The sequence below is a fragment of the Kouleothrix sp. 19917 genome (assembly GCF_057073505.1).
Genome location: NZ_CP097100.1, coordinates 295,043 through 321,080, shown reverse-complemented (window position 1 = coordinate 321,080; position 26,038 = coordinate 295,043). Strand labels below are relative to the sequence as shown.

Here is a 26,038-nt window from a genome sequence, read left to right as displayed (position 1 = left end):
TCATCCCTCACCGCGCACTGTGTTGTTAGCGCGCCACCTGCATCACCGGCTCGAAGACCTCCGCCCACAGCCCGGCGATCGTATCCGGCCAGCGTGCCGCGCGCGCGGCCGCGAACTGCTCGGGCGTCAGCAACAGCGCGATCTCGGCGAGCTGGATGACCCGCGATCGCCCGTCGCGCCGCTCGGCCCAGAAAATTTCTGCGTCGCGCTCGGCCGCCTCGCGCTCCGCGCCCGGCGGCGGCTCGACAAGCTCGGCATACCAGACCGGCGCGGTATGCGATTTCAGCAATACCACGTGCGCACCAGGGCCGATCGCGCGCAGCCACGGCGCGATCATGGGGCCCTCGGACGGCTCGGGAGGAACTAGCGCCGCCCACAGCATGTCCAGGCTGTCGATAGCCGGCGGGGTGTCACCTGAGAGCGGCGCCGGGTCGGTGGCAAGTAGCCGCGGGGCATCGCGTCCCGCGCACAGCCAGGGGATCTCAGCCTCGATCTCCTCGATCCGCACGCTCAACCGCGCGACCTCTGCCAGCCGCTGCTCGCGCTCGGCCGCGTGCTCCTGCCGAATCCGCCTGACGATCTCGTCGATTTGCGGCTGGAGCTTGGCGCGCGCCGCTGGATCAGTCTGGGCGCGCTTCCACTTCGCGTAGAGCCGCGCATCCTTGAGCGCCTGCTCGCCGCGGGCGTTGAACGCCTGCTGGTCGGCGCGCTGTCCCTCTCTGGTGTTCAGGTCGGGCGGGCGCACGCGGTCGCGCTGCTGGACGAGCTGGTGCCGCTCGGACGTCAACGCGCTGTAACGCTGCCAGCGCTCCACGGCGAAGGCGTGGAACGGATGCAGGCTCTCGTCAGCCTTGATAATGCCCGTGCCGTTGCGCCAGACCGCTTCCCAGGGCGTGCGAAACGGATTGTAGCTGTTCCAGGCGCGCGGGTGGAGCACGCCGTCGGGAGCGACGTCGACACGCCGCTCCTGGACGATCGTCGGGCGCTCGCCGAACAGCGCGTTCTGGTCGGCAGGCGATACATAATGTGGCAGGAGCGCGTCGCGGCCGGCCGTCGTGAGCACGCACAGGCGCCACTCAATGTACCAGTGCCATGGCGCGTCGGTCGTCAGCGAGCGTTTCGGGGCGGTGCGCGCCACGGCGACGTGCGCGGCGTGCGCAGGGTCCTCAAGCAGGGTGTTGATGATGTCGTAGCTGGTCGTCATGCTGCCCTCGCGATTGGTTGTTCAACTGGTGTGCCGGGATCTGGCGCGCCGCGGCCGGCGCGCAGCGCCGCAAGTTGTGCCTCGATCTCCTTAGTGCGGCGCTGCTGTTCCTGCAATGCCTCTGTGTAGGCGGCGGCGTGCTGCTCGTAGATCGCCTTGACTTGCGGATCGTGGACTTGCACCTGGCCGCGCTCATATTTGCGCCGCAGCGCTGGGCTCTGCTCGGCCAGCGCGGCCATAAAGCGCTCGTGGTACTCGCCGTGCAGCGGTCTGCGCGCGGTCTCCAGCTCGGTGAGCAGCGTGCGCTTGTAGTGGCGCTGGGCCACGGCAAAGGCGTGCAGCCCATCCAGGCTCTCGGCCGCGAAAAACGCGTCGTCGTGGTTCCAGACCGCCGCCCAAGGCGTCGGCGCGATCTGCCAGAGCCACCAGCCCGTTGGCGTGCCCTGCTCGATGGCCTGGCCGAGCGCCATGTCGACGCGCCGGTAGAGGATCACCGTAAGCTGCGCCGAAGGAAGCACCTTCCGCGCAGTCTCGCGATCGGCGACGGCATAGAGCGCTGTCGCCCCGCGCCGGCCGACGCGAATCAGGCGCCACTCGAAGACGATCGTGCCATCGGTGGCTACGTTCTCGCGCCGCGCCGAGCGGGCCAGCATGTAGATCTGCCCATCAGCTTCTAGTGCGGCGATGAGTTCAGGCGACGTGATCACGTATAACCTGCTCAGTTCGCGCGCTCGTGTTGTCGCGCGTAGTCGTCAAGCCACGCCGCCAGGGCGCGGTTGATCTCGTCCTGCGTGCGCATGCGCTCGGCAGCGCGCGCGTGCAGGTCGGTATCGGCGGGAACTTCCTGCCAGGCAGCACCCAGGGCAGCGCTTACCGCCTCCTGCGCCAGCCGGTTCAACTCGTCCGCGTCAGCGACCACGAATGGTGCAGGCGGGGTTTCCGGGAGATTCCACTGCGCCATGACAAAGCGATCGGCGAGATGAGCCTCCGCAACGTACATCGTCCGCGTGCGGCGGTTGAGGACGAGCCAGTGTGTGGGAGGCGCATCGTCGGAGCCGAAATCGTATGGCGCAACATACGGCGCGACGGCGCGGTGGCGCAGGTAGATATACAGGAACGGGTACCACTCGCCGGTCGCGCTGCGCAGGCCAGTGTCCCAAAACGCTTCCGTCGATTGGTAATAGAACGCCATCCATTCGGGGTTGAAATCCGACGAATCGCCGGCATATCCGATCGCCTGCTCCAGCATTGGCGGAACCGGAACTGGAAGCTGATGCAAAGCTGTGGTGTATGGATCGCTCATGAACATGCTCCCCGCTGCTGACACTGTATGTGTTTGTCCGCGTGTCTTGTCTCTGATCTGGGAGAAGGCCCCAGACGGCCGTACTTGTTTCGAGCAAGGTGGTGAGTGCTTGCGGCGCGTTCAATCGTTGCTCCTCGACACGGCTTCTACCGCATGGCAAAGATGTTTTCAGGGGCGAGGATTCAGCCCTTTCACGCAGGGAGGGGGGTCTCATGAGACCCCTCCCCCGCTCAGCCGTCGACCGCGCTCGACATGGCCGCGGAGGGCACTGCAACGCCGTCAACGCCGGAGGTAAGCATGGCCACAAACGCCGGGCCAGAACAGCCCGCCAGCGCGGCCAGCGTTGCCAGGGCGCCGCTCAACAGCATCGCGGCGCCGGGCGCGCCCGCATGCTGCGGAAGCAGCACGGAGACCGGCTGCGCGTCGTGCCGGAACGTCGCCCAATTGCCATCGGGATGCAGCGTCGCCTTCCAGCCGGCAGTCTGAAGCCAACGCACCAGGTCGCTGAGCAGCAAGATCTGCGCGGGGCTGGGGCCGCTCACAGCGCCTACTGCCGCGGCATCATCCCACGCCGGCGAGACCGGCAGCCCCATGTCATCGCACGGTGCAAGCGCCGCGCAGCCGTCCAGAACCTCATCGAGCAGCGGTGAGTAGTCGCCGAGCGCGCCTTCCATGAGACGCGTGACGAGCGCGCGCAGCGCGCCGCGTAGATCCGGCGTTTCAGCCAGGGTCAGCCTGGCGCAGACCTGGTGCCAGCGCGCATCGCCGGCGTCAAGCACCGTCTCGGCCGCGTCAGAGGCGACAGGGCCACCGCAACGCGGACAGATCGTGGCGAGCGCGAACGCCGTCGCGCTGCGCATGGCCGTTTGCGGCAGCAGGACGCCACAATCGCCCGTGTCAAGCACGGCGGTATCGGTGGCGGTGAACGTCGCGGGTGGGTTGTGCATGGCTGTGCTCGTTGCTGATTGGTGGTATCACAGATTGTGATAGTATATCCCATTTCCACATAAATGTCAAATCATAATTTTGTTAAAACGTGAAAAAATCAGTGACTCGACGCGCCGTTTCGCGCATTGGGGTACGGCAGAGAGGCGCAGGCAAAAATAAACTTCTTCTGCTGTTCGCCGGTTAGCTCATCATGACGCGGTAGCTGGAAAGGGATAGTGCAAAAATAAACCTCATCTGGCAGCCGGCGGGGCGGACGGGGGGTTGGTTGATCAAAGCTGGTAAAGGCTCGCAAGAGGTCGAGAAGAGGTTTATTTTTGCGGACGACGTTTATTTTTGCTGACAGGCTGCGCGCGGAGCACCCGGCACGGTCGACGTGAGTCGGACGGCGTCAGAGCGGGGAAGATGGCATGTCGAGCGCAACTACGCGGCCGCCTTGATCAAGGCGGCCGGCTCCAGGGTGGCCGCTTCGGCGCGCTGGCCGGCCAGGACGCTGCGCACCTCGGCGAGCGCGCGCTCGTAGCGCTCCGGCGCGATGGAGAGGGCCTGGTTGCGAGGGTCGCCGTCCTCGTAGGCGCGGATCGACAGATCTACCTGGCAGAGCAGGCGCGCGGTCTCGGCGATCTGCTCCTCGCCGGCATCCGCGGGTAGGTTGTTGAGCAGCGCTGCGCGGCCGCGCTGGAGCAACTGGATGGCGCCTACCGCGCGTGCGCGCGCGATCTTTAGCCTATGGCCGTTGAGGCCGTGGAGCATCATATTACTGGCGCCCATCTGCCAAACACGCCTATCGCGTTCCTGGCCGAAGAAGCGTATAAAATTCAAATCAATAGCGTAGCGATACCCCTGCTCCGCCAGCAGCTCCGCCATGTGCAGCAGCAGCGTGCAGGCGCCTGCGGCTGGGTCGTAGCAACCGATGGGCTGGAATGCCTCGTAGGCACGGTAGATAACCTGCTCGACCATCCAGCGCCGCTCCCCCTCGCTCACGGCGTCGAGGTCCCAGCGGGCGATCGCGATGCGGCGCAGATCGGGCGCGCCGGCGATCGCGGTGCTCAGGCGCTCGGCGAGGTCCGCATCCACCTCGATGATCCGCGCGATCGCGGCCAGCAGCCAGTGCTGCCGGGCAGGGTCCTCGGTGTGCAGGGCCCAGACCCAGAGGTGCAGGATTTGAGCGGAAGGCGAGAGCATGACGAGTTGGCGCAGATCGCGCCCGAGCGCGTCCCAGGCGTCCACAAAGCCCGCTACCGCGTGGTGGAGCGGCAAGGCACCTTCGTCCGGGCGCTGGCCCTGCGCCTCGCCAAGCGTCAGGATCATGAACGCCTCGACGCTCTCCGCGCAGATCGCATCCAGCCGGCGCGCGAAGGCGCGATCCAGCTCCAGCAGCGTGGCCGCGGCGTCGACGAGCCGCGCATGCGCCGCCGAGGCGGCGCGGAACGCCTGGCCGAAAAACGCCATCAGCGCGGCCATTGGCCGGGCCGCGATCGCGGCCTCGATGTGCTGCACCAGCACGGCGCCGACGCCCTCGTCAAGCGGTACGCCGTCCGGGCTGAGCACCACCGCCGGCATCGGGTCGGCGACGACGCGTACCAGCAGCTTGGAGACATCAGGCGGCGTGAAGAACTGGCCGGCGTCGACGTTGACGGCGCCCCACTGCTCGTACACCGGCCCGAGCACGTCGATCATGCCCATCGCGGTCGCCATGCGCACCCAGCCCACCGCGCGGGCAAACTGGGTGTGGATCTCTTCCCAATGCTTTCCGTACCGCTGGCGCAACCGCGTGAAGGCCCTGGCCTCGTCCCCGGGCGGCGCTGGCGCCGGCTCGTGCGCGGCCTGCGCGCGCACATGCTCTGGCTCGGCCCGGAGTGTGTAGTAAAGCGCTTCGAGGAAGTCGTCATACACCTCGCCGCGGCGCCAGCCGGAGATGGCGGTGACGACCTCCAGCTCTTTGATGATGGCTTTGATGTATTCGTCGAGGGTGTGCGGCAGGCGCTGCTTTTTTGTGCTCATATGTGGTGCTCGATTGTAAAGCGGATGTGTAATCTATGGGGGCGTGCCCTTCCGGCGGCGGCAGGCCGCCATGAGGAGGCGTGTAATCACCGCGCCGTCTCCGCACCTCCAGGTCGCGCGACAGCGGCCCGGACGGCGGCGCTGAGCGTCAGCCAGTCGAGATCCAGCGCGCCGCGCGTGGCATCGACGGGCGGGATGTCCATCACCGGAGCGCCCTGGTACGCGACGTCCGGCCATGCCGCCGGGTCGAAAATGCCCGACGGAATGCCGCTCTCGTGGTCGAGCCCCTGCCGGGCGCGAAAGTCGATCCGCTTACCGTCGGCCAGATCGATCCACCAGTGCGGCGTTAGGACTGCGCCGCTCGGGCCGCGCGAAATCGAGCCGCGCATCGGCGTGTGCGCGATGGCGGCCTCCTCCAGCAGGACGTGCGTGGCGAGGATCAGGTCGCGGCCGTCGAGATCGGGGTACGCGTCCAGCAGGCTCAGCGCGGCCGCCAGCGCGCGGTGCGGCTGTGTCGCCTGGCCCCACGCCTCGGCCATGTCGCGCGCCTGGCGGAAGCGCAGCGTTACACCACCGGGCAGCAGATCGTGCGCGTAGACGACGAACGGCAAGGTAGGGCGCTGCTTGCCGCGCACGCGCTGGATCTGCTCGTGGAGCGCGACGGCCTCGGCGCGCGTGAGACGCAGCACCGGAAAATAGCAGAGCCCTGCCAGCCGGTAGAGAGTCGCATCGACAACGCACGGCTGATTATCCTGGACCACCTCGTTCCAGCCGTGGTGGTACGCGAACCCGAAGGCTGGATCGTAGACCCAGCCCTCAATATACGCGAGGCCCTGCGCAGCCAGCGCGGGGGCGCCCAGCGCGACAAAGGCGTTGCGAAAACAGGCGCCTTCCTGCGCGCGGCAGGCGCGCGCAGCGACGGCCGAGCGGCTCTGATCGACCACGCAGTGTGGGTGTGGCCTGGTCGGCAGTACGGCGCCGTGCGGCTTGGCGCCGATCGAGGTGACGGTTGGCTCTCCTATGGCGGTGCTCGTTTCGTTTAGATCCCCACGGGATGCGCATACAGAAGCGGTAGAACGCTGAGATGATCATAGCATGTCATCACATTATTGTCAAATTGTGAAATACCAGGAATGTGAAACGGTAACGGCCGGGCAGACCGCGGGACACACGAGGCGCCCGCCGATATAGATCGGCGGGCGCCTCGTGTGGAGGAGGTATTCCTCTAGCGCCGGATGAGCGGAAGGAAGACTTGTTTGAACGCGATGGCGACCTTTCCGACCTTGTTGGACGCGAACCCGGTATACCAGAGATTGCCGTCGGGCCCGATCGTGAGGGCCTGGATACTGCTGTTGGGCGTGGGCGCGGTCCACTCGGTGACCGTGCCGTTCGGCTCCAGGCGGCCGAGCCCCGGCGCGCCGTCGGCCGCTTCCGTGAAGTAGATGTTGCCATCCTCGCCGGCGGTGATGCCAGTTGGCTGGACATCCGCCGTCGGGATCGGGAATGGGGTCACCGCTCCGGTTGCCGGATTTAACCGCGCGATCAGATTGCTCTGCGTCACCGTGAAGTAGATCATGCCGCCCGACACGGCGAGCTGGGACGTTCCGCCAAAATCGGGCAGCGGATACTCGGTGACCTGGCCGTTCGCGGGGTTGAGGCGCGCGATGGCATCCGTCGCAAAGGAGGTCTCCGTCGCCCAGATCGCGCCGTCAGGCCCCAGGACCAGGTCGCGGACATCGACGTTAGTCGTGGTAAGAACGAAGGTGCTGACAACGCCGGCGGTCGTAATCCGCCCCACGGCGTTGTCGTCTGGCAGCGTAAACCAGAGCCCGCCAGGCCCGTTGATGATCGACGACGGTCCCCCGGTCGTCCCGGTCAGCGGAAGCTCGGTGATCTGCCCGGCTGTCGTGGCGCGCCCGATCTTTTTGATGCTCAGCTCGGTGAACCACAGCGCCCCGTCCGGTCCGGCCGTCACCTCAACCACGTTGGCGTTGGTCGTCGGCACGGTATACTCGGTGGCAACGCCCGTGGTCGTGACTTTCGCGATCTTATTCGCGAGGTTCTCAGTCACCCAGAGGCTGCCATCGGGTCCGCTCGTAATATCCTGGGGCCCGGCCGCCGAAGTCGGCAGCGGGTACTCAGTGATGGGGGGCGTCGCCGCCGCGCGCGCGCCAGTGCCCCACGCGGCGAGACAGGCCAGAACAAGCACCAGCGCTATCCACCGCGCGTGGCGGGCTCCAGGAAGGCGAAGCGAGAGGGCTGTTTGCATCCAATCTCTCCTTGGTCAACAAAACGGAAAGACACACGGGGTTCTATCGAAACGCGCAGGCAAGTAGGGGCTGCGAAAGATCGGGGGAAACACCGGGGCCAGATCTGGCTCGACGTCTGCATGGTGTGATGGAACGCGTGGGACTGGCGCTCGTCGCACGCGCGCTATTCTACCATAGTCTGTCGCACCTCCTGGGACGCCAGGCGGCCCGCTGAAGGGAGCCGCGCGCGAGATCGCCGAGCTAGGCCAGCGGTGGAACACGATCCACCGGCCGCCGCCGGCGTGCCTGCCGCAGGCCAGATATGGCCGCCAGAGTGACCAGCAGAAAGTATTCCCTCACTCAGCGCCGGAGTGCCGCGCCACCGGGTATGGACACGCCAGCGGCACGGGCCGCCGACATACCCCACCGCGCGGCCCGCGCCCGCGATGTCTCCCGCCTGCACTGGTGGAACGCCGTCCCCCACTCGCCGCCGATATACCCCCGCAGGGTCGTTGGCACACGGCCGCCGCTCTGCTGTGTCGCTGCGTTGCGGGCGCCCTCCCGCCCCTCCTGCGTTCGTCGCAGGCTCCTCACTCCGTCGGGTCGGGCCCCTCCCTCCACTGCGCTCCTCCGCGCCGCTGCTCGCCGCCGCTCGCGGGGAACCGCGCGCCGCCGCCCGGCGCGGATCGACGCAGCGCGGTGCGGGCACGTTGCGATTCGCTGCGACTCAGCGCTGGGCGATGCGACTGGCCAGAGACGACTGAATCGCCGACCGACCGGCGTGGGAGACACGCGACAGGGAGAGAAGAAGTCGGCGGGCGCACCTGCATTGGGCTGCCTCAGGCGCGCCTGACGGTAACACCATCACGCCCCCGTCGCGCCCCCGTCGCGCCCCCGTCGCGCTACATACCCCGCCAGCTTTCGCGCAAGCCATCGCGCCAGCCGGCAAACCGTGCGGCGAACCTGATCACGGCCGCCGCGGCTTGCCAGGATGCAATTTGGGGTGGGCGCGAGCAAACCGCTCCAGCTCCTCGCGCGCGATGCCGTACCGCCTTCTCCTGCCTCGCGGGGGCAGATCGATCGCCTTCAGGCCCTTGTGGCGCATGTACAGGTAGACGCTGTCCACGCTGAGCGACGGCCGGCCCCACAGCCGCGCCAGCTCGCGGGCGGCGGCGGGTGGGCTCAGCAGATCGGCGGTGTCCGCGGTCGTTTCTGCCGCCACCTGGTTGTGTTCATTCATCGGTCAGCTCTCGTTGTCTCTCACGCACCACGATACGACCACCGAAATTGCGCGGCGGGGCCGCCTGCTTATGAACTTTTACTATTAAATCGGGTATAGGCCGCGCAGGCGGCCTTCGTGGCAGTAGCCAAGAGCTTTAGCTCGCGGGCAGCCCACCGTCGGGCTGAACCCCTCGGCTACAGTGGCAAAGCCCGCCTGCGCGGACTTCCCGATTATTTTCTCAATCTTCATTAGCAGGCGGGGGGAAGCCGCGTCCAAACACGTATAGTCGTAGCCGCCACCATCCGATTCCCGATCGCAATACTTGAAGGCATAGATGTCGGTGATTTCTTGGAGCGAAGTCCGTGTCTTCATCCCCGCGCCAGGATGATACGGGCGGTGAGCTGTCACGCGCTCGATGTCCAGCGCGTTCTTGAACTCTCCCCAGTGCAGATTGTGATGTCTCCCACACCGCATACAGAAGATTCGAGCATGTGCCCGAATTCCCGGCTTTGGTAACGATCGAAGATCAGACGAGAACTCGGTAACTGCTACAATGGTGCGTGCTTTCGCCATCACGATCTCTCCGTTCGCATCGCATAGGCATAGCCATCCGCCCGCTGGATCACCCTGAGATATTTGGGATGCACGTCAAACCCACTGAGTTTGAACAGCGGTCGCGAACGCACTGCGATCCGCCCGATGTGCGTGCCAGCGTACTTCCCGCCAGGAATGACCCCCCGCACCAGATCGCCCGTCAAAAACCCAAACCACCGCTTCTGCTTCCGCTTGTGGCGGCTCGGAAAGCCGTGCTTGTTCGGCCCACACATCATGGGATTTGCCGCTTTCTGCCGCGCTAACCGGCGTGTGCAGGGACGATCTCTTTGTGCGCATTGCTCCAGGTGCGCTCGTGGTTGACCGGCGCCTCCGGCTCATTGGGTAGACGCTGCGCGTAGGGCCGAACATCGCGCCAGGCGGTCGAATTGTGCGAGTAGTCGAGCAGCTCACCTGGATCGCGCAGGCCAATCTGCAACTCCCGGACGTAGACCTCGATAAAGTCCCCGTCGCCGCGTGCCGCATCGCGCTCGGCAAAGTAGGCCGCGCGCCACTCCGCGATGATCCGCGCGGGGATGGCCCAGCGGCTGCGGTCCGGCAGCGTTGCGACGATGAACTGCTCGGGGATGCCACGCACGGCATCCACTCCGGCAATGTGGGCGCGCAGCCTGCGCTCCAGGGTATCGGTGAGATCCTGGATGATGCGCGCATGGCCGGCGCGGGTCACCGTGGCCCGAATGCCGTAGGGCGCGTCTTGCATGAGCTGGATCGTCACCCGCAGGGTATCGCCGCCGTCGTTGTAGTTGACTGCTGCGCTGGCCGCGCCCTCCTGGTGCAGCGCGCACAGCAGACGCAGCGCGCGGTCGATGTCCAGTTCCATCACTGTATCTCCTCACAACAGGCAACAAACGCGAGATACCTGGGCCACAGCGACAACGATCGCGCCGCTCGGCATCCACGAAAGACGACTAGCCATCAGATCAGTCCGGTTGCATCGACCGCCGCGAGATTCTCAGCAAAGGCCACGTAGCTCTGGTACGCCTCCTGCATCAGATCCAGGCCAATGACGCCCGCGCCATCAGGCACATGCTGGGCCAGCGCGCAGAGGGCTTCGGCACGGCCCTCGCCGGGCCCGAGCGCGCGTGCTGACGCAAGCAGCGTCGTAAAGTGAACCGACGGCGCCTCAGCCAGCAACTCGATCAGCTCGCGCCGCCGGGCTGCGGGCGCGTGCGCAAGCGACTCGACCGCATCCCGCCAGGCGTCCGCGATGGTCGGCCCCAGGGCGCGGCGCTCGGCTGCGCTGCGGGCCAGCGGCCGCAGCCCCACGGCGAGCGCCGCCAGTGTCCGCACGCGGCTCACAGGGCTGGCCAGGCGGCGGACCATGTCCAGCATGCCGGCGATATGCTCCGGCCGGAGTTGCCCGAGATGGGGCGCAAGCGCGCGCAAAATTGTCGCGGTGTCGTCAGGGTCGCAGTCACGCTGGAAGAGAAATGCCTGGACAGGGTCGAGCGGCGCGAGTGCGACGGCGAACAGGCTGCGCTCGGACAGTGGTAGGCGCCGGCGAGCGGCGTCGAGAATCGCCGGCCGATCCTCGGCCCCAACATTCAGATATAGCGCCGCGAGATACTCCGCGAGCTGCGACTCCAGTGCGATACCCGCGCCTTCCAGCGCCTCGGGAGAAATGCTCATGCTGCCTCAGCTTTCAGTGCCGCGCGCCGGCGGCTGATACCTCGCGCGAGCCGCGTCTCGAAGACCAGCTCAGGCACGAGTTTTGCGATCAAGTCGGTGTGGTCGCAGTCGGCAATCCAGACGGCGCAGCTTATGTCCGGGCCAAGCACGATTTCGGCCAGCTCGGCGTCCGGGATGCCCTCCGGCCCAATGGCCAGCACCGCGTGCATGTTTTTATACGCATCGCAAAGCCTGCCCCACGCGGCCGACTCGGGGTGCAACGCGACGGCGAGCACCGGGTTCCCGCGCTCGCGGCTCTCCAGGAACGCCACGCCAGTCGCCGGAGTGTGCTCGCGGAGATAATACTCCAGAACCTGGCCGGCGGGAAGCAAGAAGCGGTCGACGCGCCGAACGATCCGCCACGCCGCCATCAGCTCGGTCGGCGTCAGCAGCCGCGCGCCTGGCTTGCCATCGCGCGACCGGCGCAGCAGCCAGGCAGCCGCGCGCGTGTCGAGGGCGTCGAGTCTACTCTCCGCCAGCAGCGCGCGCAGCGTGCGCGCGACCTGGAGCGGCAGCGGCAGGCCGCCGGCGGCGATCAGGCGGGCAAACCGCTCGGCGTCATGCCCGGCGCGCTCGGGCGTCCAGCGATCGCGCTCGATGAAGTCGACCAGGCGGCCGCTGTCCTGCGCGGCGTCGATCGCGTCGTACTCAACCCCTTCCGGGTCCTGGCCGCCGTGGAGGCGGACTGGGAGCGGCGTGCCGGCGTGAAAGCGGTTGACCCAGACGACGAGCGTGACCTGGCCGCGCCTGATCGTGACCTGGTGGAACGCCCCATTATCCTGGGCGTCGAGGGCGTCGCGCAGCCGCTCGCCGTAGGCGGTGAGCGCCGCGTCGGAGACGCGGAACTGAAGCGAGAGCTTGACCGACTGCGGCTGCTTGTCCTCAGGCATCTGCTCGAAGTGCGCCTCGCAGTAGGCGAGACCGTCAAGATCGTGGGCGTAGAAGGTCAGGGTACCACAGACGGCGCAGCGATCGAGCGGCTCGAACACCATCGAGCCGAGCCCGCATTTCATGCAGTAGCCGTAGCCGTCGCGCCTGCCGCGGCGCTCGAAGACGTGCGCGTCACACGCCATGATACACTGGTACCGCACCCAGCAGTCGGCCTCGGCCGCCTCGACCGTCGCGCCCTCGCCGCGGATGAAGGTATCCGGCTGGCTGGGGAACGCCTCGAAGAATGCGGTTGTGTACCGGTCCGGGCGTTGGGGCGCGGCGTCTGGCGCGGCCACGTCGACGACCGCGCTCAGCACATCGGCGATTGGATCAGCGGGCGCATGCGTGAACACGACGCCGTGTTCACCGCCTTGGATGCGGCAGTCCTCCGGCCAGGGGAACGCGCAGACATAGTCGGCGCGCTCACCGGCGCCGATCCCGCGCGAGCAGGGTGCGATGCGAGGCGTTGGTGCTGCGGGCGTCGCAGTCATTGGCAGGCTCCGAATGCTGTGTCAGGCGGATAATGTGCCGGTAGCATCCCCGAACGGTTATCGAAGTATACGAGGATAATATCACTATATGATACTTTTGTCAAGTAATTAGGTGATCGGCGGGCGCGTATGAGCGCGGGGAAATAAAAACACCACGCCGGCCTGGTGAGCCGGCGTGGTGTTCGTTCTCGGAGGAGATGTCAGGTCAGGCGTGGCTAGCTCGCGCGTGGTTGCCCGCGCGCCGCATGACGGCATTGAGGCGCGCCACCAGCTCGCCCATACTGAACGGCTTGGTGATATAGTCATCGGCCTGGCGCAGCCCGGCGACGATGTAGCCCTCACTGCGTTGGGCTGTGACCATGATCACCGCAATATCGCGGGTGGAGCTGCTCTCTTTGAGCGCGTCGAGGACCTCAAATCCATCACGGCCAGGCATGTTGACGTCGAGCAAGATGACATCCGGCAGTTCGACATGAGCCATATGAAGCGCGCTGGTCCCATCCTCGGCAACGTTGACGGTGTGCCCCAGACTTCTGAGTGCGCGCTCCACAGCGCCCGAGATGATCGGCTCGTCTTCGACGACGAGGATGCGCCATGTCGGCTGGTCAGTAGTTATAGAGATCACGGCTTCTATCCTTCGTGCCAACGAGGGCGTTGTGTTCGCTGGTCAGTAAGTATCAAGCATCAAGTATAAACTATCGAGGGTACACCCACATTACCAATAGTCAACCAAGCTATTGGCAAAACCGGATCGATGTCGTTAATTTATGATTCAGTGTCGTAGCGTATTCACTCAGAGTGCTGTCCCCGGCGGGCGCTGCGTTCCTTGAGTTGGTTCCACCAGGCGGCAGCGGCTGACTGAGACTCATCCAGCAGCGCGGCCGCATCGGATTCCAGCTCGGGCGGCAGGTGCGTGGCCAGCGCGATCAGCGCCTCAGCCCGCTGATCTCCACGCTCGATCTGGCGTGCGAAGGCCAGGAGGTGCGGCAGCCGCTCGGGGGTCAGTGCGACGGGCGCCAGATCCGCGATGCTGTCGGCGCGCTGAACGTCGTCGGTGATCTGTGCCAGGTCGCCGACGGTCGCGTCCAGCGCCGCGGCACACGCTCGCGGCGCCCAGTCGTTCTCGCGCTGAATGGCGGCGGCGAGCGCTGCCACCGCCTGGACGCGGGCCCGTACCTCGGTGATCGCGCGCGCCAGGTCCAGCTCAGTCAGCTGCGTGCTCACTCCAACGCCGCCGGACGCCGCGAGCGCGCAAAGCACGCGCATCTGGTCGGCCGGGTAGTTGAGCTTAGGCACAAGCAGGCGCGCGGCCTCCGGGTCGACCCCGGCGATCGCCATGCCAAACTGGCAGCGGTGCTCGCTCTGCATGCCGTCGATTTCCTCACGGATCGCACGGCGTGCATCGGCGCCGGCGAAGTGGTAGCGCACAGCCAGCAGCGTCACGCGCAGCTCCTGCGGATGGACGTCATGAGCAAGCAGATCCTGCTGTGTTGTCGTCATAGTGTGTCCTCTCAGTGTTGTGCGCGGCAGCGCGTGGCTGGCCGCGCAACTCATCGGCCGTCTCCAGCATGCCGGCCCAGCGCGCGCCCTCGGTCCAGGTCAGCTTGCGCCTCCTCCAGCCGCGTACGCGTGTGGCCATCCGGCCGGCCGGCAAGACCGGCGCGAATCAAGCTGTCCGCCGAATTAAAGAACAAGCAATCCAGCGCGCAGAAAGCCGCCGACGAGCAGAGGATGCCGCGGGTCGGCTCGGCCTGCTCGATGGGCTGGCGCAGCACGATCGCCGTGGCGCGGGCCTCGTCGCGCCAGGCGCCGATAAGATCGCCGGCGTTCAGCTTGTTCCTCGTTCGCTTTGCGACAAAATTTCGCTCGGCCTGCTCCATCGCCGCGTCATGCAACGCGCGCACCGTCGGCGCCGCGGCGGGCGCGGCCTCGTCGACGAGCGTCTCGGCGGGCATGGCATCCAGCGTCATCAGCACCACCTGGCCAAGAAAGACGCATGTCCGCAGCGGGATCGGGCGTCCCTGTGGATCGCCAAGCGCGCCATACCACCCCATCCCAGACTCCTGTGGTGTGAGGAAGTCGTCCCAGCTCCAGCCCGCCTGAAGCGCGTTGAGCTGCGCCACCAACTCGGCGACGGCCGCGCGGGTGCGGCTGTGCCAGATCGCTCGCTCGACGGCCCAGGCGGCGTCGCGAACGTTGGCCTGCTTGCGGCGATCGCTGGCGGCGCGACGCCTGGCTGCCGCGGGGCTCTCGCCTGGCTGGGGCAGGGCGAGCTGTGACTCGCGATACACTTGCTGGTACTGGCTGAACGCGCTCCGCGCCGCGAGCGGCAGGCTCGCCGCGTCCACGGTTCCGATGATCGAGCCGTCCGCGTCGAACTCGACCAGGTGGCCTTCGGCCGTAGTATGAAGGGTGTTGCCGAGAACAAAGCTCATCGCGGCCTCATCAGTTCGTGCGCATGTGATGTATGGCAGGCGAGTTCATACGAGAATAATATCGTCTTATGATACCTTTGTCAATCTACTGAGTAGATATGTGCTGCTACCGTTGATAGAGCAAGGCGCTTCCCATCAAGCCGCCTTTGCAATGATAACCGGCTCATTGGCCGCCGCCAGAAGCTGGAGCAGCGCATCGACACGGTACGCGTCGGCGATGTGGCCGTCTTCGCACAGCTCGCTTGCGACAAACGGCAGCACCTCCTCCACGAGCCAGCGCCAGGCCAGCGCATCAAGGTCGGCCAGGTCTTGCTCCAGCTCGTCCAGCAGCCTGGTGTCGGCCAGCAGGTGCGGAACGCTGACGCCGGTCCAGACCAGCCGCCCCGCTCCGTCGCGCGGCGGCGGCGGCAGCCGCCAGTCAACCTCAGGCTCCTGACGCGCGGCGAGCAGCTCCTCCAGGCTGCGCCGCGGCGGCAGGCTAACCGCCTTCGGCGCCCTGGCAGCCAACTGCTCATCTTCCGCATCCTCAGGCCCGTCAGCCGCCTCCCTGTCATCACGGAGATCCGCCTCGGCGATCGGCATCCACGGAAGCCCGATGAGGTTTCGGTAGCGGCAGAGGTGGTAGACCAGCCGCGCCTCACGCGAGGATTTGAGCTTGGCCGGGCCAAGGCCGTAGACGCCATCATAGCTTGGCGCAATCTTTTGCCAGCCGTTCTTGGCCATGGCGGCCGGGCCCGAGCTGTCGAAGGAGAGCACACAGCCGCTGCGAAGAGTCAGACTCGGCTTGCCGACACCGAACAGGTGGAGCGATTGCCAGTACAGGTCGACCAGGTCGGCCTGCTCCAGGTCGGCGATCAGCCTTTCATACCATGCGATAGAGGCAGTCGAGTAGCGCGCGACGACCATGCCGCCGATCGCAACGCGCGGGACGAGCGGCCGCGGCTCGCTGTACATGGTTCCGGGGGTTGCGCAGACGGCGTCGAGGTAGTCGAGAAAGGCCGGGCTCGCGAAGTCGAGCGGCGAGGGGTGGTCGAGCACAGCGGCCGCGGTGTGCCGGTCGCGCCCTAGCGCGTCGCGCAGGCCGTCCGGGTAGGCGATGACGGGGACAATCGGCGGGCCAGGGTCGCGCGTCGCGGCCATGATCGCCCGGACGATCGCGGGGTAGTTGCGCGTGCCAGCGGTCGCGTCGCCGAGAACATCATAGCTCGGTGCCCAGTCGAATCGAGGCCGGTAGCCGTCATAGTCGTCGATCAGCGTCTGAATATACCCGAGCAGCGGCAGGCGGTCCGGCGATCCTGGGGGCCACGCCCCATTATCATAGCAATATTTGATGCCACCGTGCTGGCGCGCCCACTCGCGCACGTAGCGCGCGCCGCGCGAGCCGGCGATGATCAGGAACGCATCCTGGCCGCAGCGCACCGCCAGCTCAAGGTCGCGCTTGGCAGGACGCTTTCCGATGGCGAAATAGAAAAGAGGGGCGTGGATCATAGCTGGTTGCGACGTCCTCAGCACGTAGACGCTCAGCAGGTGCTACTGAGCGTGTCGGCGCGGTCGGTGGCCTCGGCAAGCACTGCCAGGACGCAGCGGACGTCCTCAACCAGCAGCCCGTCGCTCCAGCTCGTCGGCATATAGATCTTGAGCTGGTTCGGCGGCGGCAGCGTGGGGTCATAGATCACTGCAACGCCGAACGGAACAATGGCCCGGCCGTCGGCAATCTCGAACGTGTGGCTGCCGTCATCCTGCCGGGTCTCCACCACCAGAAGGCCGTGGCCGTCTCGTTGGACACGGTGAGTGATGCTGTGTGCCATTGCGGTGCTCCGATGTATGTCGCCGGAGGCGAGCTGCACGAGGCCAGGCCCTCATCAGGGCCTGGCATACGTTGCGTCTGCTTAGACTCCGAGATGGGCGTCGATTTGGTCGGTGATCGCGTCGATCGCCTCTGCCGCGGCGGGGTTGCGGGCCGCCGTCTGCTGGAGCAGCCCGCCCCTCACGGCGCCCAGTTCCTCGGCCAGCTCCTCCAGCCGCCGCGTGCTCCGCGGGGTGATCTGCTCCAGCGCGGTGGCCAACGCCTCCAGGTCGGCGCGGTATGGTTCCTGGACGGCATGCGTGGTGATGAGCTGGCGCACAGCCGCGGCCCACGCGGCGGTCTTGGAGGGCTTTGCGGCCCTGACTAGCTGCTGCGCACTGGCCTGCGGCGGGGCGCTCAGCAGTGTTCGCGCGATGTTGTAGGCGGCGATCTGGGCCTGGAGCGCGGCGATCTGCTGGTCGATAAAAGCGTCGGTGAACGGAATGATATAACAGGCATCATAGGTGACCGGGCTGCCGGGCTTCTTGACGGGCGTCATGTCGGGCTTCAGCACTTTTTCCAGCCGGACGAGCGCGTTGTACTCATCGCCGACCTGCGCGCCGCGCGGCAAGCAGCGGTCCTGGCTGGTGTAATAGCGCCGCTCGACCGCGATTACGCGGTAGACCCAGCGCTTGTTTTCGTAGCCCGAGACGACGAGCTGGCCGACCTGGATGCCGAAGGTGAAGTCAAAAGAGGCTGGCTGAGTTGTCATGGTGGCACGCCCTAACTTGACAAATGTATCATAACGCGATAAGATTATACCATGTTATTATTTTATGTCAAGTGATCTGTTGACGCCAGGCCGATCGCTTCTCAGCTATGCCAGCCCCAGTTCCATCTGCGCCTGGTGGTAATGCTGCTTGACGGCCGCGCGCTGCTCCTGATCGTGGAGGTCGATCGGCCTGACATCCGGCTCGGGCGGCCATTGGATCAGCCCAGCCCGAGCGCTGAGAAGACTCCGCGCATGGGCACCCATTTTCTCCTCGGTGGTGAAAAAGGTCTGTACCTCGCGCGCGCTCTCGCCAAAGCGCCCTTTGCCAAGCGACAGCATCGTAATCAGACCATCCTGTACGATTGGGATGGAGTTGGTGCAGGCATTCTGGATGAACCAGCTTCCATCGATCCATATCTTGTCGAGCAGGCCAAGAACGCCGAGCGAGTTGACCACGTAGGCGGATGCCTGGCCGAGGAGCCAGACCTTGATGTCGGGAACACCTCGCGCGAGCTGGTAGTAAAGCTGCGCGCCATAGAGCCCGCGAACGAGGCGGTGACACGGACTCTGGGCCATGCCGCCAATCATCACGCGGCCCGTGCGCATCGCCATCCAGCGCAGGTCCGGGTCCTGCGCCGCGCGCTGCGCGTTGGCGATTGCCTGGTATGCCAGGCGTTCGAGCGTTGTGGACGTCGGGCGCACCTGCGTACTGGTGAACGGGATGTAGGCATGCAGCGGCACGCCGCGGCGAAAGCACGGCGCCAGGCGCTGCTCGTCAAGGCGAGCATTGGCGTCCCAGCTCCACAGCATGCTGTAGATAGGCCAGAAGTTCCCGCTGGCCGGGTCGGCATCGTGCGGGTATGTCGCGACCGTCGCGCGCAGCCAGTCCAGGGTGCGTGTGCGACTTTCCGGGTCGTCGAAGGCGGCCCAGCCATCAGGATCGGTCAATTCTCGCGCTGCAAAATAAACCTCCAGGCTATGCGCCCACTGCGGCGCCTCGCCGCGCCACCGGCCATACCCGGACGAATCAATCATATAGGGAAGCTGGCGCGTGGCGCGCGAGCAGAACGCCTCTCGCCCGGGGCGCCAGCGCAGCGCCTGGGGATCGGGGCAGATAAACCCGCCGCGCGCGGTTTCGACGTAGGGAGTCACATCGTAGTGAAAGGCTGAGAAGATAACGGCGTGCTGGCCGACTACACCAGTCGCCTGGTCGCCCAGGCTGCGGTGCGTCGCTGACGTGCGTCGCCGCTCCTGACGCGCTTCGCGGTCTACTGCTCCGCGAACAGCACCGCTCATATTCCCAGCTAGCCCGATATATGACCCCTGGCTCGCCTGGATGATCCGCGCATGCTCCAGCGCCGCCCGCTTCTGGCTGCCCATATCGCCTGCCAGGCCAATCTTTGATTCCATCGACGTTAGTGCTCCGTTGTACTGCTCGTTGTCCGCATTACGACGCCGGCGAGCCTTGCGCGCTTGCCGCGACCAGCTCGTCGAACGCCTGATCAGGCCGTGCCCGCAGCGCCCGCGCAGCCCTGATCAGGGCTGCGTCCTCTACCGCCACCTGCTCCGTATCTGGTCCTGTAAGGTGCCAGGAACCTCCAGCCTGCTCGATCGGCCAGCCGTAGGCCCGCAGCACCTCCGCCGCGCTCTCTGCTTCCGGCTTGCCCGGGCGCGTGGCCTGGCGCAGGAGCTGGCGCAGCTTGATCAGCGCGCGCTCGACCGCGTCCCGAGGATCGGGGACGTCGGACGTAGCGAACCCTGTCGCGCGATTGCAGAGCCGCCAGTAGCCGAGCGCGCCGATCGTGCGCGTGTTCTGCTCCCAGGCCCAGCCGTGTAGCTCGGCCGGCTTGGGTGGCTCGGGCGTCTGCGCCGCGCCTGTTCGGATGGCCGCCAGCACTCGGCCGCAATCGCGGCAGAGGCGCAGGCCGAGCGCGGCCATCTTGACGACGCCTGGCGCCTCGGTCATGACAATCCCGCAGAACGTGACATGGCGCTGCTTCGAGCGGCCGCGCGGTGTGGGCCGCCAGATGTGCAGCGGCGCCTCCACGCTGCGCGCGCCGCGGTGGTGGCCGAAGACAAGCGGGCTCGGAAGAGTAGGCCAGGGCGGGCCGGTGACTGGCACCGGATCGAGACGCAGCGCGCCCGGGAGCCGGGCAAGCTGAGCGACGACCGCGTCGAGCGCGCATGGCTCAGCGATGACGATCGGCGCCGCGCTTACGAGCGCCTCCCTGGAAAGCGCGAGCAGATCCTGCCGCCGCGAGCGCGCGATCCAGGCGCCATCGTGGGCTAGCTCCACGCCCCAGTCAAGCAATCGCAGTATTTCGGCGGCCTGCTCTGGCGTCGCCGGTAGTGTGTTGATCACGATAGTGCCCTCTTCTGTCACTGCTCACAGCCTTCGCGTCCCAGTCGCGTTGCGACAATATCGGCTGTGGTTACGGGTTGTTCTTTCTCCAGGACCAGCGTGGCCCAGTGGCGGCCTATCAGCCGCGCCAGCGTGCTTAGCGCCATATACGGCGTGACGATGCCTATTAGGATCGCCGCCTCGTATACTCGCAGCCGCTTCGGGCCGCCCGCCTGCTCCGCCTCGGCCGCGCGCCGGTTCTGCGCGGCCGCCAGCGTGCGCATGGCCTCTTTCAGCGCCTTTTCGTCGACTTCGGCGACCAGGAGCCGCACATCGCCCGCGGCCAGCGGCGGCGCCTGGCCGACCGCCAGACACAGCGTGGGATAGACGCGCGCGGCCAGTCGCTCCTCGCGCTGCCAGAGCCTGAGGGCCTGCGCCTGCCGCTCCTTGTCCAGCCCGGGAAAGTGACGGCAGCGCAATGCCTTCCCGCGCGCGCCGCAGTTCGCGCAGAATGGCCCGCCAAACTCGCCCCGCGCCTTGACCGGCCGCCGGTCCAATCGCTTTACCAGACCGCCGCAGACGCAATATTCACCCGTTGCGACCAGCCCCGACGTCCTGCTATCCATCATCCAATCCTCCACTTTCGGCGACTGCCTCGCGCCCCACTCGCGTGACCGCCAGCCGGCGCTCAGCGGGCGGGATCTGCTTCGAGCCGACCAGCGTCACCCAGTGGCGGCCGGCAGCGCGACCAGCGGGCCGTCAGGCGCGACGAGCGGCGCGTCAATCGGCCCGCTGGTCCATACGGCGCTATCAGGGCTCACCACGATCTGCCAGCCCATCGCCTGCACCAGCGCCAGGTCGAGCGGCCGCCCGGCCGCCGGCCGATCCGTGCGTACGGTCATACCTGCGCCTCCTCCACGGCCGCGGCCATCGCGTTCCGCGCCTGGTCTATGAGCGCCGCGAACGTCACGGTCTGAACCTCTTCCTCACCGCGACGCGCAGTCCAGCTCCGCTCGGCGAGCGCGGCGCGTACCGCCCACCCGTGGCGCTCGAACCACTCCAGCGCGGCCTGCGCGCTCCCCACCGCGAGCAGCGCTTCGGCGAGCGGCAGCGGGCCGCGGTCCCACGTGGCTATATCGCGCCCGGCATTGACCCCCCACCAGCGGCGGAGCGACCCCTGCGTGGTATCGCCGCGCGCGCGCACCCAGTCAGGCACGCCGTCGCTGATGCCGTCGAGGTCGTGAGTGATCAGGCGGCGGTTCGGGTCGCCTACGTCGACGCGCACCGACCAGAAGCGCCAGCCGGCGCGGCGCAGGCGGGTGGCCAGCGCGCCGTCTTCGCGCGTTTCTGTGAGCTGGCCGACGAGCGACAGCCAGAGCAGGTTGGCGCGGCACGCGTGGAGCGTCTCGTAGAGGGGCCGCAGCGCGCTCCGCACGCGCTCCCACGCCTCGCGCTCGGCCTCGGCCTCGGCGCTGGCCGCCAGCGGAGCCAGCGGCAGCCCTTCGCGCCGCGCGCGGTGCCAGACGGCTAGCGCGACATCGCCGCTCGCGACGCCGAACGGCCCTTCCGCAACCCGCCCCTCCGGCGGGTACAGCGCGGCCAGGTCGCGCCAGCGGCCCGCCAGAGCCCAGCGCGCGCACAGCTCGGCGCTTGGCGGGTCGTCGGGCGCGTCGTCAGACGCCATGGCCGCAGCGCGCGCGTGCTCGTCTTCGGCCACGCCGGCGCGAGAGCACAGCGCGGCGTCGAGCGCCGTGAACGGCGGGGCATCCTCCCGCACGGCCAGGCGCGCGAATGCCGCCCCGGCCGCGCACAGCGCCGGCCAGCCGGTGATCCCCTGCACGCTTGCGGGGTGCGCCAGGTTGGTTGCCGCCGCGTGGATGTGCGCCGTGGCGCCGGCATCGAGCGCGCGCTCCAGCTTGGCTTGCAGCGACTTGAGCGATCGTTTGTGAAGCGGTGTCGGCATAAATGTCCCTTCGTCTTACGCCGCGTCGCGGAGCAAGGCTTTGATCTCGGAGAGCAGGTCAATAATCCGGTGCTCCTTCTGGAGCACACTGTCAGCGATCTGAAGCGGCGCCGGCGCCGGCGCGCCGATCGCGCGGTACGGGTTCTTGCGGTCGAGGTTGTAGCCATCGGCCGCAATCTCGGGGAACGGGACGCGCCAGGCGCGCGCGTGCTGCGCGCGGGCGTGCCACCAGGCCAGACAGTCGGCGAACGCCGCGTCGCCGACCGGGTTGGTCTTGGTATAGCGCTGGCGGCCCTGCGGCGGCGGCATCTCGTAAAACCACACCTCCCGAGTCGGGCCCGCGGCGTCGAGGAACAGGATGTTGGCCGGGACATCCGAATACGGCGCAAACGCCCCGGACGGCAGCCGCACAATCATATGGAGATTGCAAGTCGTCAGCAAACACTCGCGCACGCGAGCGGCCGCCCCGCCAGCGAACAGCGTGCCGTTGAGCACAACCACGCTGGCGCGCCCGCCCGGCCGCCGTAGCTTGCGCGCCAGGAGCTGGAGCAGCAGCAGCGCCGTATCACTCGTCGCGGCCCCGCCCTCCGGTGCGCCAAGCCCGCTCACGTCCTCCCGGCCCCCGAATGGCGGGTTGGTAAGCAGCACATCCGCCATTTCAGGCGCGCTCGCGCCACGCAGCGCGTTGCCGTACGCGAGCCGCGGCGCCTCAAGGCCATGCAGCATCAGGTTGAGCGTGGCCATCAACAACGGCAGCGGCTTGGCGTCGCCGCCGCGAATACACCACGTCTGAAGCGCCAGATGGTCCTCCGGCGTCTGGCACTGCCGGGCCAGGCGCGCGTAGGCTTCGACGAGAAACCCGCCGCTTCCGGCCGCGACATCCTCGACCACCTCGCCCAGGCGCGGATTCAGGGCTGCCACCATAAAGCGCACGATCGGGCGCGGGGTGTAGAACTCGCCCGCCGACCCGGCACTGTGCATCTCCTTGAGTAGCGCCTCGTACAGATGGCAGAGCGCGGCGCGCTGCTCGGGATCGGTAAAGCAGACCCCGTCGACGAGGTCGAGGACCGCGCCGAGCTGCTCAGCGCTCTCCATGCGGTTGGTCAGGTCGCGAAACACGGTCGCAAGCGCGCCCGCCGTGCCCGGGTCGCGCAGCGCCGCCAGCAGAGACGGCCCGCGCGTGCCGTCGGGACGGAGCGCGCCGGCGCCGTCAACAAACTGCTTCAGCGCCTCGCCGCGCAGCCCGCCGCGGCGCGCCGCCCAATCGCGCCAGCGATACGGCGGCTGGATGGTCGGGACGAACGCCGCGCCTCCCCGCTGCGCGGCCTCGCGCGCGCCGTTGGTATCATCGACGAGCTTGAGCAGCAAAATCCAGCTCAGCGTGGCCAGCCGATCGAAGCTGCCGCTCAGCCCGCGGTCCCTGCGCATGGTCGCGCGCAGCGCGCGGAATACATCGGCGAGGCCCTGCCGGGCCGTGTTGCTCCTGCGAGGCATCGCTAGTCGTTCCCCGTGCTCACGGCCGGCGCAGTAAGCGCCAGATCGATGAGGTGTCGAGGGTCGTCGTCGAGCGTCCGCACGACAAGCTCATTGCCGACGTCCAGCGCCTCGACGAGCACATAGGTGTCGCCCTGATCGCCGCGCAGCCGCTTCGCGATCAGCCGCAGCGCGGCGACCGTCAGGTCGATCCGACCGGCATGCGTCACGGTCGCGCGAAAGGGATGGCCGTCCGCCGCGCTGTCGCGCTCGGCTGCCACGGTCAGTTCGACATCGCCGTGCGCGACGTGCAGCCGGCCGCCATCGGCGACCAGCGTGACGCGGTCGGTCTCCGCGCTCAGCAGCGCCGCCGCCCCGGCACACAGATCGCGCAGCGGCCTGACCTGGTAAGCCGCCCGGAGGATGTAGCCGGCGGTGGCGTGGTAGGTCGCGGCGCCCGCCGCGGCCAGCGTGCGATCGTACGTGGCCTCAAGCTCGGCAATCTTGTGCCTGAGGTTGTCTGCGTACTGCAACTGCGCCTTGCGATATGATTCGCGCAGCGCGGGCGGCAGCGCGGCCAGGTCGACGGGCGTGAAGATCACGTCGATCGAAACGCTGTGCTGAGCGTGGTTACCGCACAGCAGCGCCACGCCGCGGCCTGGCAGCGGCCCGATAATGTAGGCGCCTTTCGCCGGATTGGCGCATGTTTCGTGTACCGAGCGCGAGTGGCGCGGATGCGCCTGGCAAGTCGGAACACCAGGAGCGGCTTGTGACTGAGCAGGGCTCATACAGTGATGCCTCCAAAAGTATCATCGAGCGGCACGGAGATTCCCCACACCGGCAGCTTTAGACGAACCGAGCGACTCCACGCGCGCCAAGCGCGAGCGCGAGCGCGACCAGGCTCGCCACCAGCGCGATGGGCCAGCGGCGGATGCCGTAGCGGATCGGGATGCCCGCGGCGGTGGATGCGGCCGCGGCCGCCAGTTGCGTAAGCGCGGACGGCGGCTGAGCGATGAGCACGGCCAGGAGCAGCAAGCCGCTCAGCGCAAACAGTGTGGCGGAGGCGCGATCGCGCACCGACGGCGCCTGGCGTGACCTGATGACGATCGGCATACGATTTCTCCCGTACACACAAAAGAGAATCAAAGACAGGCAGCAACCGATTCGATGATGTCCATGGCATCCTGGTCGGCCGCGTCGCCGGTCCAGAGGGTATGTTCGCGATCCGCACGGCGGTTCCAGCCGCGCCCGCCGGGCTCCGTAGAGACCCAGAGCGGCGTCGCCGGGCTGATGCGCAGCGGCTGCGGCACAAGCGCGACGGCGATCGGCTGGCGAGTGGTCGCCACGGGAAACGCGACGACGACACGCGCCCCGTCCGGCCCAAGGGCCAGGGCGATGTGCGCGCGGCGCCCGTGCTCCTGCACAAGCGCAAAGCCATCCAGCCGCTGCCGCAGCGCGTGCGCGTAGCGGATCGCCGAAAGGGGCTGGCTGCCGGCTTGGGCCAGATGAAGCGCGGCCTCGGCCAGCGACGTGTCGATGCGCGCGAGAAGGGCGCGCGCGAGTTGGCGACCGATCGCGAGGTCGTGGCAGGCGCTGCACATGTCGGAGGCCGCGAGATATGGCTGGGTGCGGCTGAACCACGGAAGATCGGTTCCGTTGACCGCCAGGCCGCAGTGGGTCACGCTGTTGTCGTGGGCGGGGTCGGTGAGGTGAACCAGGTCCGTGCGCCAGTCCCAACATGCCTGCGATTGGCTGGCGATGTCCAGGTAGAGCGTGTCAGCCGCCGGGGCGGCGTGGGCGACGGTCTGTGCGGCGCGCATGAATGGGAGAGCGTCGGTTACGCGCGTCCAGACGTAGATCATGGCGCCGTCGGCGCGGCGGGTCTCGGTTTTCGCTATCCGATCGGGGGTCTGCCAGTCGTCCCAGGTGAAGCCGTGCTCGTGCATTATGTGGGCTTGAAGGTTGTTCAAATCCGACCCGTGGTGGAGATCCGGCACCTGATCGGGCGTCGTGCCGCAGATTAGGCATTCCAGCGCGTACGTGTGGGCCGGAGCGGTAGTAGGTGCTGTCATCGCAATCATCCCTTGAGTATCAACGCGCGGTTCCGTAGCAAGCGGTGCAGGCGCGTGACTGCACCGCCGCTCGACCAGACCTACGCCGCGCGGCTATTCGTGGCGCCGGCGATCTGGTCGAAGAAGATGGCGACATCCCAGACGAACTTAGCCATGCAGCGCTTCCTCCGGCAGCAGCTTGCCGCGGCGATTGCGGATCTGCTCGGCATGCCGCCCGTACCATGGCCGGAACAGGGCCAGCACGGCGGCCCGATCATACAGAAAGCGCCCGCTCGGCTCGAAGCCTGTTACGCAGTGCAGCACCATCGCGGCGTAGGTCTGCGCCGTCGGGCGATCGGCGTCGGTGAGGAGAATTTCTTCGCCAGCCTGCTCGCCCTCGCCCCAGCGCTGCACGACGCGCCAGTTCTCCGCTCCGCCACCGGCCAGGATATAGAGCGTGTTGCCCGCGAAGCTGGCGCGAAGCACGGCCAGGCCATCCACGGCCGGCTCCTCGACCACGGCGACATTGCTTCGCTTGTAGACGGCGCGAGTTGCTGCCATACAATCACGCGCAAACGGCGGATCTGGG

28 protein-coding genes are annotated in these 26,038 nt (G+C 67.3%); all 28 read right to left on the bottom strand.

Annotated features, from left to right (window positions below; all coding sequences use genetic code 11):
* Positions 1 to 25 precede the first annotated feature (25 nt).
* A complete protein-coding gene (locus tag M1P90_RS36430) occupies positions 26 to 1,204 on the bottom strand; it encodes a hypothetical protein (RefSeq protein WP_483706007.1) in 1,179 nt (392 codons plus the stop codon).
* A complete protein-coding gene (locus M1P90_RS36425) occupies positions 1,201 to 1,911 on the bottom strand; it encodes a hypothetical protein (protein WP_483706005.1) in 711 nt (236 codons plus the stop codon). The genes M1P90_RS36430 and M1P90_RS36425 overlap by 4 nt, the downstream gene beginning before the upstream one ends.
* Positions 1,912 to 1,922: 11 nt before the next feature.
* Positions 1,923 to 2,507 (bottom strand): hypothetical protein, encoded by a 585-nt coding sequence (locus tag M1P90_RS36420; RefSeq protein ID WP_483706003.1) that lies wholly within the window; start codon positions 2,505 to 2,507, stop codon positions 1,923 to 1,925.
* Positions 2,508 to 2,737: 230 nt separating this feature from the next.
* Positions 2,738 to 3,454, bottom strand: coding sequence for a hypothetical protein (locus M1P90_RS36415; RefSeq protein WP_483706001.1), 717 nt, complete (start codon positions 3,452 to 3,454; stop codon positions 2,738 to 2,740).
* A 421-nt stretch (positions 3,455 to 3,875) separates the two neighbouring features.
* Complete coding sequence (locus M1P90_RS36410; RefSeq protein ID WP_483705999.1) at positions 3,876 to 5,456, bottom strand: N-6 DNA methylase; 1,581 nt, start codon at positions 5,454 to 5,456, stop codon at positions 3,876 to 3,878.
* Between the two features lie 86 nt (positions 5,457 to 5,542).
* Positions 5,543 to 6,400: a hypothetical protein gene (locus M1P90_RS36405; RefSeq protein ID WP_483705997.1), complete on the bottom strand. Its 858-nt coding sequence runs from the start codon at positions 6,398 to 6,400 to the stop codon at positions 5,543 to 5,545.
* A gap of 281 nt (positions 6,401 to 6,681) precedes the next feature.
* Entirely contained in the window at positions 6,682 to 7,725 is a 1,044-nt protein-coding gene (locus M1P90_RS36400) for a Vgb family protein (protein ID WP_483705995.1), read from the bottom strand.
* 947 nt (positions 7,726 to 8,672) lie between these two features.
* Positions 8,673 to 8,945: a hypothetical protein gene (locus M1P90_RS36395; protein ID WP_483705993.1), complete on the bottom strand. Its 273-nt coding sequence runs from the start codon at positions 8,943 to 8,945 to the stop codon at positions 8,673 to 8,675.
* A gap of 84 nt (positions 8,946 to 9,029) precedes the next feature.
* Positions 9,030 to 9,500, bottom strand: a complete 471-nt coding sequence (locus tag M1P90_RS36390) for a hypothetical protein (protein WP_483705991.1) — start codon at positions 9,498 to 9,500, stop codon at positions 9,030 to 9,032.
* A 280-nt stretch (positions 9,501 to 9,780) separates the two neighbouring features.
* Entirely contained in the window at positions 9,781 to 10,359 is a 579-nt protein-coding gene (locus M1P90_RS36385) for a hypothetical protein (RefSeq protein ID WP_483705989.1), read from the bottom strand.
* A 95-nt stretch (positions 10,360 to 10,454) separates the two neighbouring features.
* On the bottom strand, positions 10,455 to 11,168 hold the full coding sequence (locus tag M1P90_RS36380; protein ID WP_483705987.1) for a hypothetical protein: 714 nt from the start codon (positions 11,166 to 11,168) through the stop codon (positions 10,455 to 10,457).
* Positions 11,165 to 12,628, bottom strand: a complete 1,464-nt coding sequence (locus M1P90_RS36375) for a hypothetical protein (protein WP_483705985.1) — start codon at positions 12,626 to 12,628, stop codon at positions 11,165 to 11,167. Before M1P90_RS36375 ends, M1P90_RS36380 begins: the two co-directional genes overlap by 4 nt.
* Before the next feature lie 205 nt (positions 12,629 to 12,833).
* Complete coding sequence (locus M1P90_RS36370) at positions 12,834 to 13,253, bottom strand: response regulator transcription factor (RefSeq protein WP_483705983.1); 420 nt, start codon at positions 13,251 to 13,253, stop codon at positions 12,834 to 12,836.
* A gap of 164 nt (positions 13,254 to 13,417) precedes the next feature.
* The gene (locus M1P90_RS36365; protein ID WP_483705981.1) at positions 13,418 to 14,128 is read right to left on the bottom strand and encodes a hypothetical protein; all 711 of its coding nucleotides are present in this window, start codon (positions 14,126 to 14,128) and stop codon (positions 13,418 to 13,420) included.
* Between the two features lie 50 nt (positions 14,129 to 14,178).
* Positions 14,179 to 15,063, bottom strand: a complete 885-nt coding sequence (locus tag M1P90_RS36360) for a hypothetical protein (protein ID WP_483705979.1) — start codon at positions 15,061 to 15,063, stop codon at positions 14,179 to 14,181.
* Positions 15,064 to 15,198: 135 nt separating this feature from the next.
* Positions 15,199 to 16,551: a hypothetical protein gene (locus tag M1P90_RS36355; RefSeq protein WP_483705977.1), complete on the bottom strand. Its 1,353-nt coding sequence runs from the start codon at positions 16,549 to 16,551 to the stop codon at positions 15,199 to 15,201.
* Between the two features lie 32 nt (positions 16,552 to 16,583).
* Positions 16,584 to 16,871 (bottom strand): hypothetical protein, encoded by a 288-nt coding sequence (locus M1P90_RS36350; protein WP_483705975.1) that lies wholly within the window; start codon positions 16,869 to 16,871, stop codon positions 16,584 to 16,586.
* Positions 16,872 to 16,952: 81 nt separating this feature from the next.
* On the bottom strand, positions 16,953 to 17,621 hold the full coding sequence (locus tag M1P90_RS36345) for a hypothetical protein (protein ID WP_483705973.1): 669 nt from the start codon (positions 17,619 to 17,621) through the stop codon (positions 16,953 to 16,955).
* Between the two features lie 105 nt (positions 17,622 to 17,726).
* Complete coding sequence (locus M1P90_RS36340; protein WP_483705971.1) at positions 17,727 to 19,031, bottom strand: hypothetical protein; 1,305 nt, start codon at positions 19,029 to 19,031, stop codon at positions 17,727 to 17,729.
* Between the two features lie 37 nt (positions 19,032 to 19,068).
* Positions 19,069 to 19,983, bottom strand: coding sequence for a hypothetical protein (locus M1P90_RS36335; RefSeq protein ID WP_483705969.1), 915 nt, complete (start codon positions 19,981 to 19,983; stop codon positions 19,069 to 19,071).
* A gap of 17 nt (positions 19,984 to 20,000) precedes the next feature.
* Positions 20,001 to 20,591, bottom strand: a complete 591-nt coding sequence (locus tag M1P90_RS36330; RefSeq protein WP_483705967.1) for a hypothetical protein — start codon at positions 20,589 to 20,591, stop codon at positions 20,001 to 20,003.
* Positions 20,592 to 20,684: 93 nt separating this feature from the next.
* The gene (locus M1P90_RS36325) at positions 20,685 to 20,864 is read right to left on the bottom strand and encodes a hypothetical protein (protein ID WP_483705965.1); all 180 of its coding nucleotides are present in this window, start codon (positions 20,862 to 20,864) and stop codon (positions 20,685 to 20,687) included.
* Positions 20,861 to 21,925 (bottom strand): hypothetical protein, encoded by a 1,065-nt coding sequence (locus M1P90_RS36320; protein ID WP_483705963.1) that lies wholly within the window; start codon positions 21,923 to 21,925, stop codon positions 20,861 to 20,863. The genes M1P90_RS36325 and M1P90_RS36320 overlap by 4 nt, the downstream gene beginning before the upstream one ends.
* Before the next feature lie 15 nt (positions 21,926 to 21,940).
* Positions 21,941 to 23,419, bottom strand: coding sequence for an HsdM family class I SAM-dependent methyltransferase (locus M1P90_RS36315; RefSeq protein ID WP_483705961.1), 1,479 nt, complete (start codon positions 23,417 to 23,419; stop codon positions 21,941 to 21,943).
* A 2-nt stretch (positions 23,420 to 23,421) separates the two neighbouring features.
* A complete protein-coding gene (locus tag M1P90_RS36310; RefSeq protein ID WP_483705959.1) occupies positions 23,422 to 24,186 on the bottom strand; it encodes a hypothetical protein in 765 nt (254 codons plus the stop codon).
* Positions 24,187 to 24,244: 58 nt separating this feature from the next.
* Complete coding sequence (locus tag M1P90_RS36305) at positions 24,245 to 24,511, bottom strand: hypothetical protein (protein ID WP_483705957.1); 267 nt, start codon at positions 24,509 to 24,511, stop codon at positions 24,245 to 24,247.
* 29 nt (positions 24,512 to 24,540) lie between these two features.
* Positions 24,541 to 25,470, bottom strand: coding sequence for a hypothetical protein (locus M1P90_RS36300; protein ID WP_483705955.1), 930 nt, complete (start codon positions 25,468 to 25,470; stop codon positions 24,541 to 24,543).
* Positions 25,471 to 25,617: 147 nt separating this feature from the next.
* A complete protein-coding gene (locus M1P90_RS36295) occupies positions 25,618 to 26,010 on the bottom strand; it encodes a hypothetical protein (RefSeq protein WP_483705953.1) in 393 nt (130 codons plus the stop codon).
* Positions 26,011 to 26,038 lie beyond the last annotated feature (28 nt).

Excerpts from the sequence above, each read along its gene's own strand:
- M1P90_RS36295 (WP_483705953.1), bottom strand. The coding sequence starts at position 26,010 with ATGGCAGCAACTCGCGCCGTCTACAAGCGAAGCAATGTCGCCGTGGTC.
- M1P90_RS36360 (WP_483705979.1), bottom strand. The coding sequence starts at position 15,063 with ATGAGCTTTGTTCTCGGCAACACCCTTCATACTACGGCCGAAGGCCAC.
- M1P90_RS36390 (WP_483705991.1), bottom strand. The coding sequence starts at position 9,500 with ATGGCGAAAGCACGCACCATTGTAGCAGTTACCGAGTTCTCGTCTGAT.
- M1P90_RS36305 (WP_483705957.1), bottom strand. The coding sequence starts at position 24,511 with ATGCCGATCGTCATCAGGTCACGCCAGGCGCCGTCGGTGCGCGATCGC.
- M1P90_RS36415 (WP_483706001.1), bottom strand. The coding sequence starts at position 3,454 with ATGCACAACCCACCCGCGACGTTCACCGCCACCGATACCGCCGTGCTT.
- M1P90_RS36420 (WP_483706003.1), bottom strand. The coding sequence starts at position 2,507 with ATGAGCGATCCATACACCACAGCTTTGCATCAGCTTCCAGTTCCGGTT.
- M1P90_RS36355 (WP_483705977.1), bottom strand. The coding sequence starts at position 16,551 with ATGATCCACGCCCCTCTTTTCTATTTCGCCATCGGAAAGCGTCCTGCC.
- M1P90_RS36385 (WP_483705989.1), bottom strand. The coding sequence starts at position 10,359 with ATGGAACTGGACATCGACCGCGCGCTGCGTCTGCTGTGCGCGCTGCAC.
- M1P90_RS36330 (WP_483705967.1), bottom strand. The coding sequence starts at position 20,591 with ATGATGGATAGCAGGACGTCGGGGCTGGTCGCAACGGGTGAATATTGC.
- M1P90_RS36380 (WP_483705987.1), bottom strand. The coding sequence starts at position 11,168 with ATGAGCATTTCTCCCGAGGCGCTGGAAGGCGCGGGTATCGCACTGGAG.
- M1P90_RS36320 (WP_483705963.1), bottom strand. The coding sequence starts at position 21,925 with ATGCCGACACCGCTTCACAAACGATCGCTCAAGTCGCTGCAAGCCAAG.
- M1P90_RS36365 (WP_483705981.1), bottom strand. The coding sequence starts at position 14,128 with ATGACGACAACACAGCAGGATCTGCTTGCTCATGACGTCCATCCGCAG.
- M1P90_RS36340 (WP_483705971.1), bottom strand. The coding sequence starts at position 19,031 with ATGGAATCAAAGATTGGCCTGGCAGGCGATATGGGCAGCCAGAAGCGG.
- M1P90_RS36395 (WP_483705993.1), bottom strand. The coding sequence starts at position 8,945 with ATGAATGAACACAACCAGGTGGCGGCAGAAACGACCGCGGACACCGCC.
- M1P90_RS36310 (WP_483705959.1), bottom strand. The coding sequence starts at position 24,186 with ATGAGCCCTGCTCAGTCACAAGCCGCTCCTGGTGTTCCGACTTGCCAG.
- M1P90_RS36300 (WP_483705955.1), bottom strand. The coding sequence starts at position 25,470 with ATGACAGCACCTACTACCGCTCCGGCCCACACGTACGCGCTGGAATGC.
- M1P90_RS36375 (WP_483705985.1), bottom strand. The coding sequence starts at position 12,628 with ATGACTGCGACGCCCGCAGCACCAACGCCTCGCATCGCACCCTGCTCG.
- M1P90_RS36430 (WP_483706007.1), bottom strand. The coding sequence starts at position 1,204 with ATGACGACCAGCTACGACATCATCAACACCCTGCTTGAGGACCCTGCG.
- M1P90_RS36345 (WP_483705973.1), bottom strand. The coding sequence starts at position 17,621 with ATGACAACTCAGCCAGCCTCTTTTGACTTCACCTTCGGCATCCAGGTC.
- M1P90_RS36325 (WP_483705965.1), bottom strand. The coding sequence starts at position 20,864 with ATGACCGTACGCACGGATCGGCCGGCGGCCGGGCGGCCGCTCGACCTG.
- M1P90_RS36315 (WP_483705961.1), bottom strand. The coding sequence starts at position 23,419 with ATGCCTCGCAGGAGCAACACGGCCCGGCAGGGCCTCGCCGATGTATTC.
- M1P90_RS36350 (WP_483705975.1), bottom strand. The coding sequence starts at position 16,871 with ATGGCACACAGCATCACTCACCGTGTCCAACGAGACGGCCACGGCCTT.
- M1P90_RS36410 (WP_483705999.1), bottom strand. The coding sequence starts at position 5,456 with ATGAGCACAAAAAAGCAGCGCCTGCCGCACACCCTCGACGAATACATC.
- M1P90_RS36400 (WP_483705995.1), bottom strand. The coding sequence starts at position 7,725 with ATGCAAACAGCCCTCTCGCTTCGCCTTCCTGGAGCCCGCCACGCGCGG.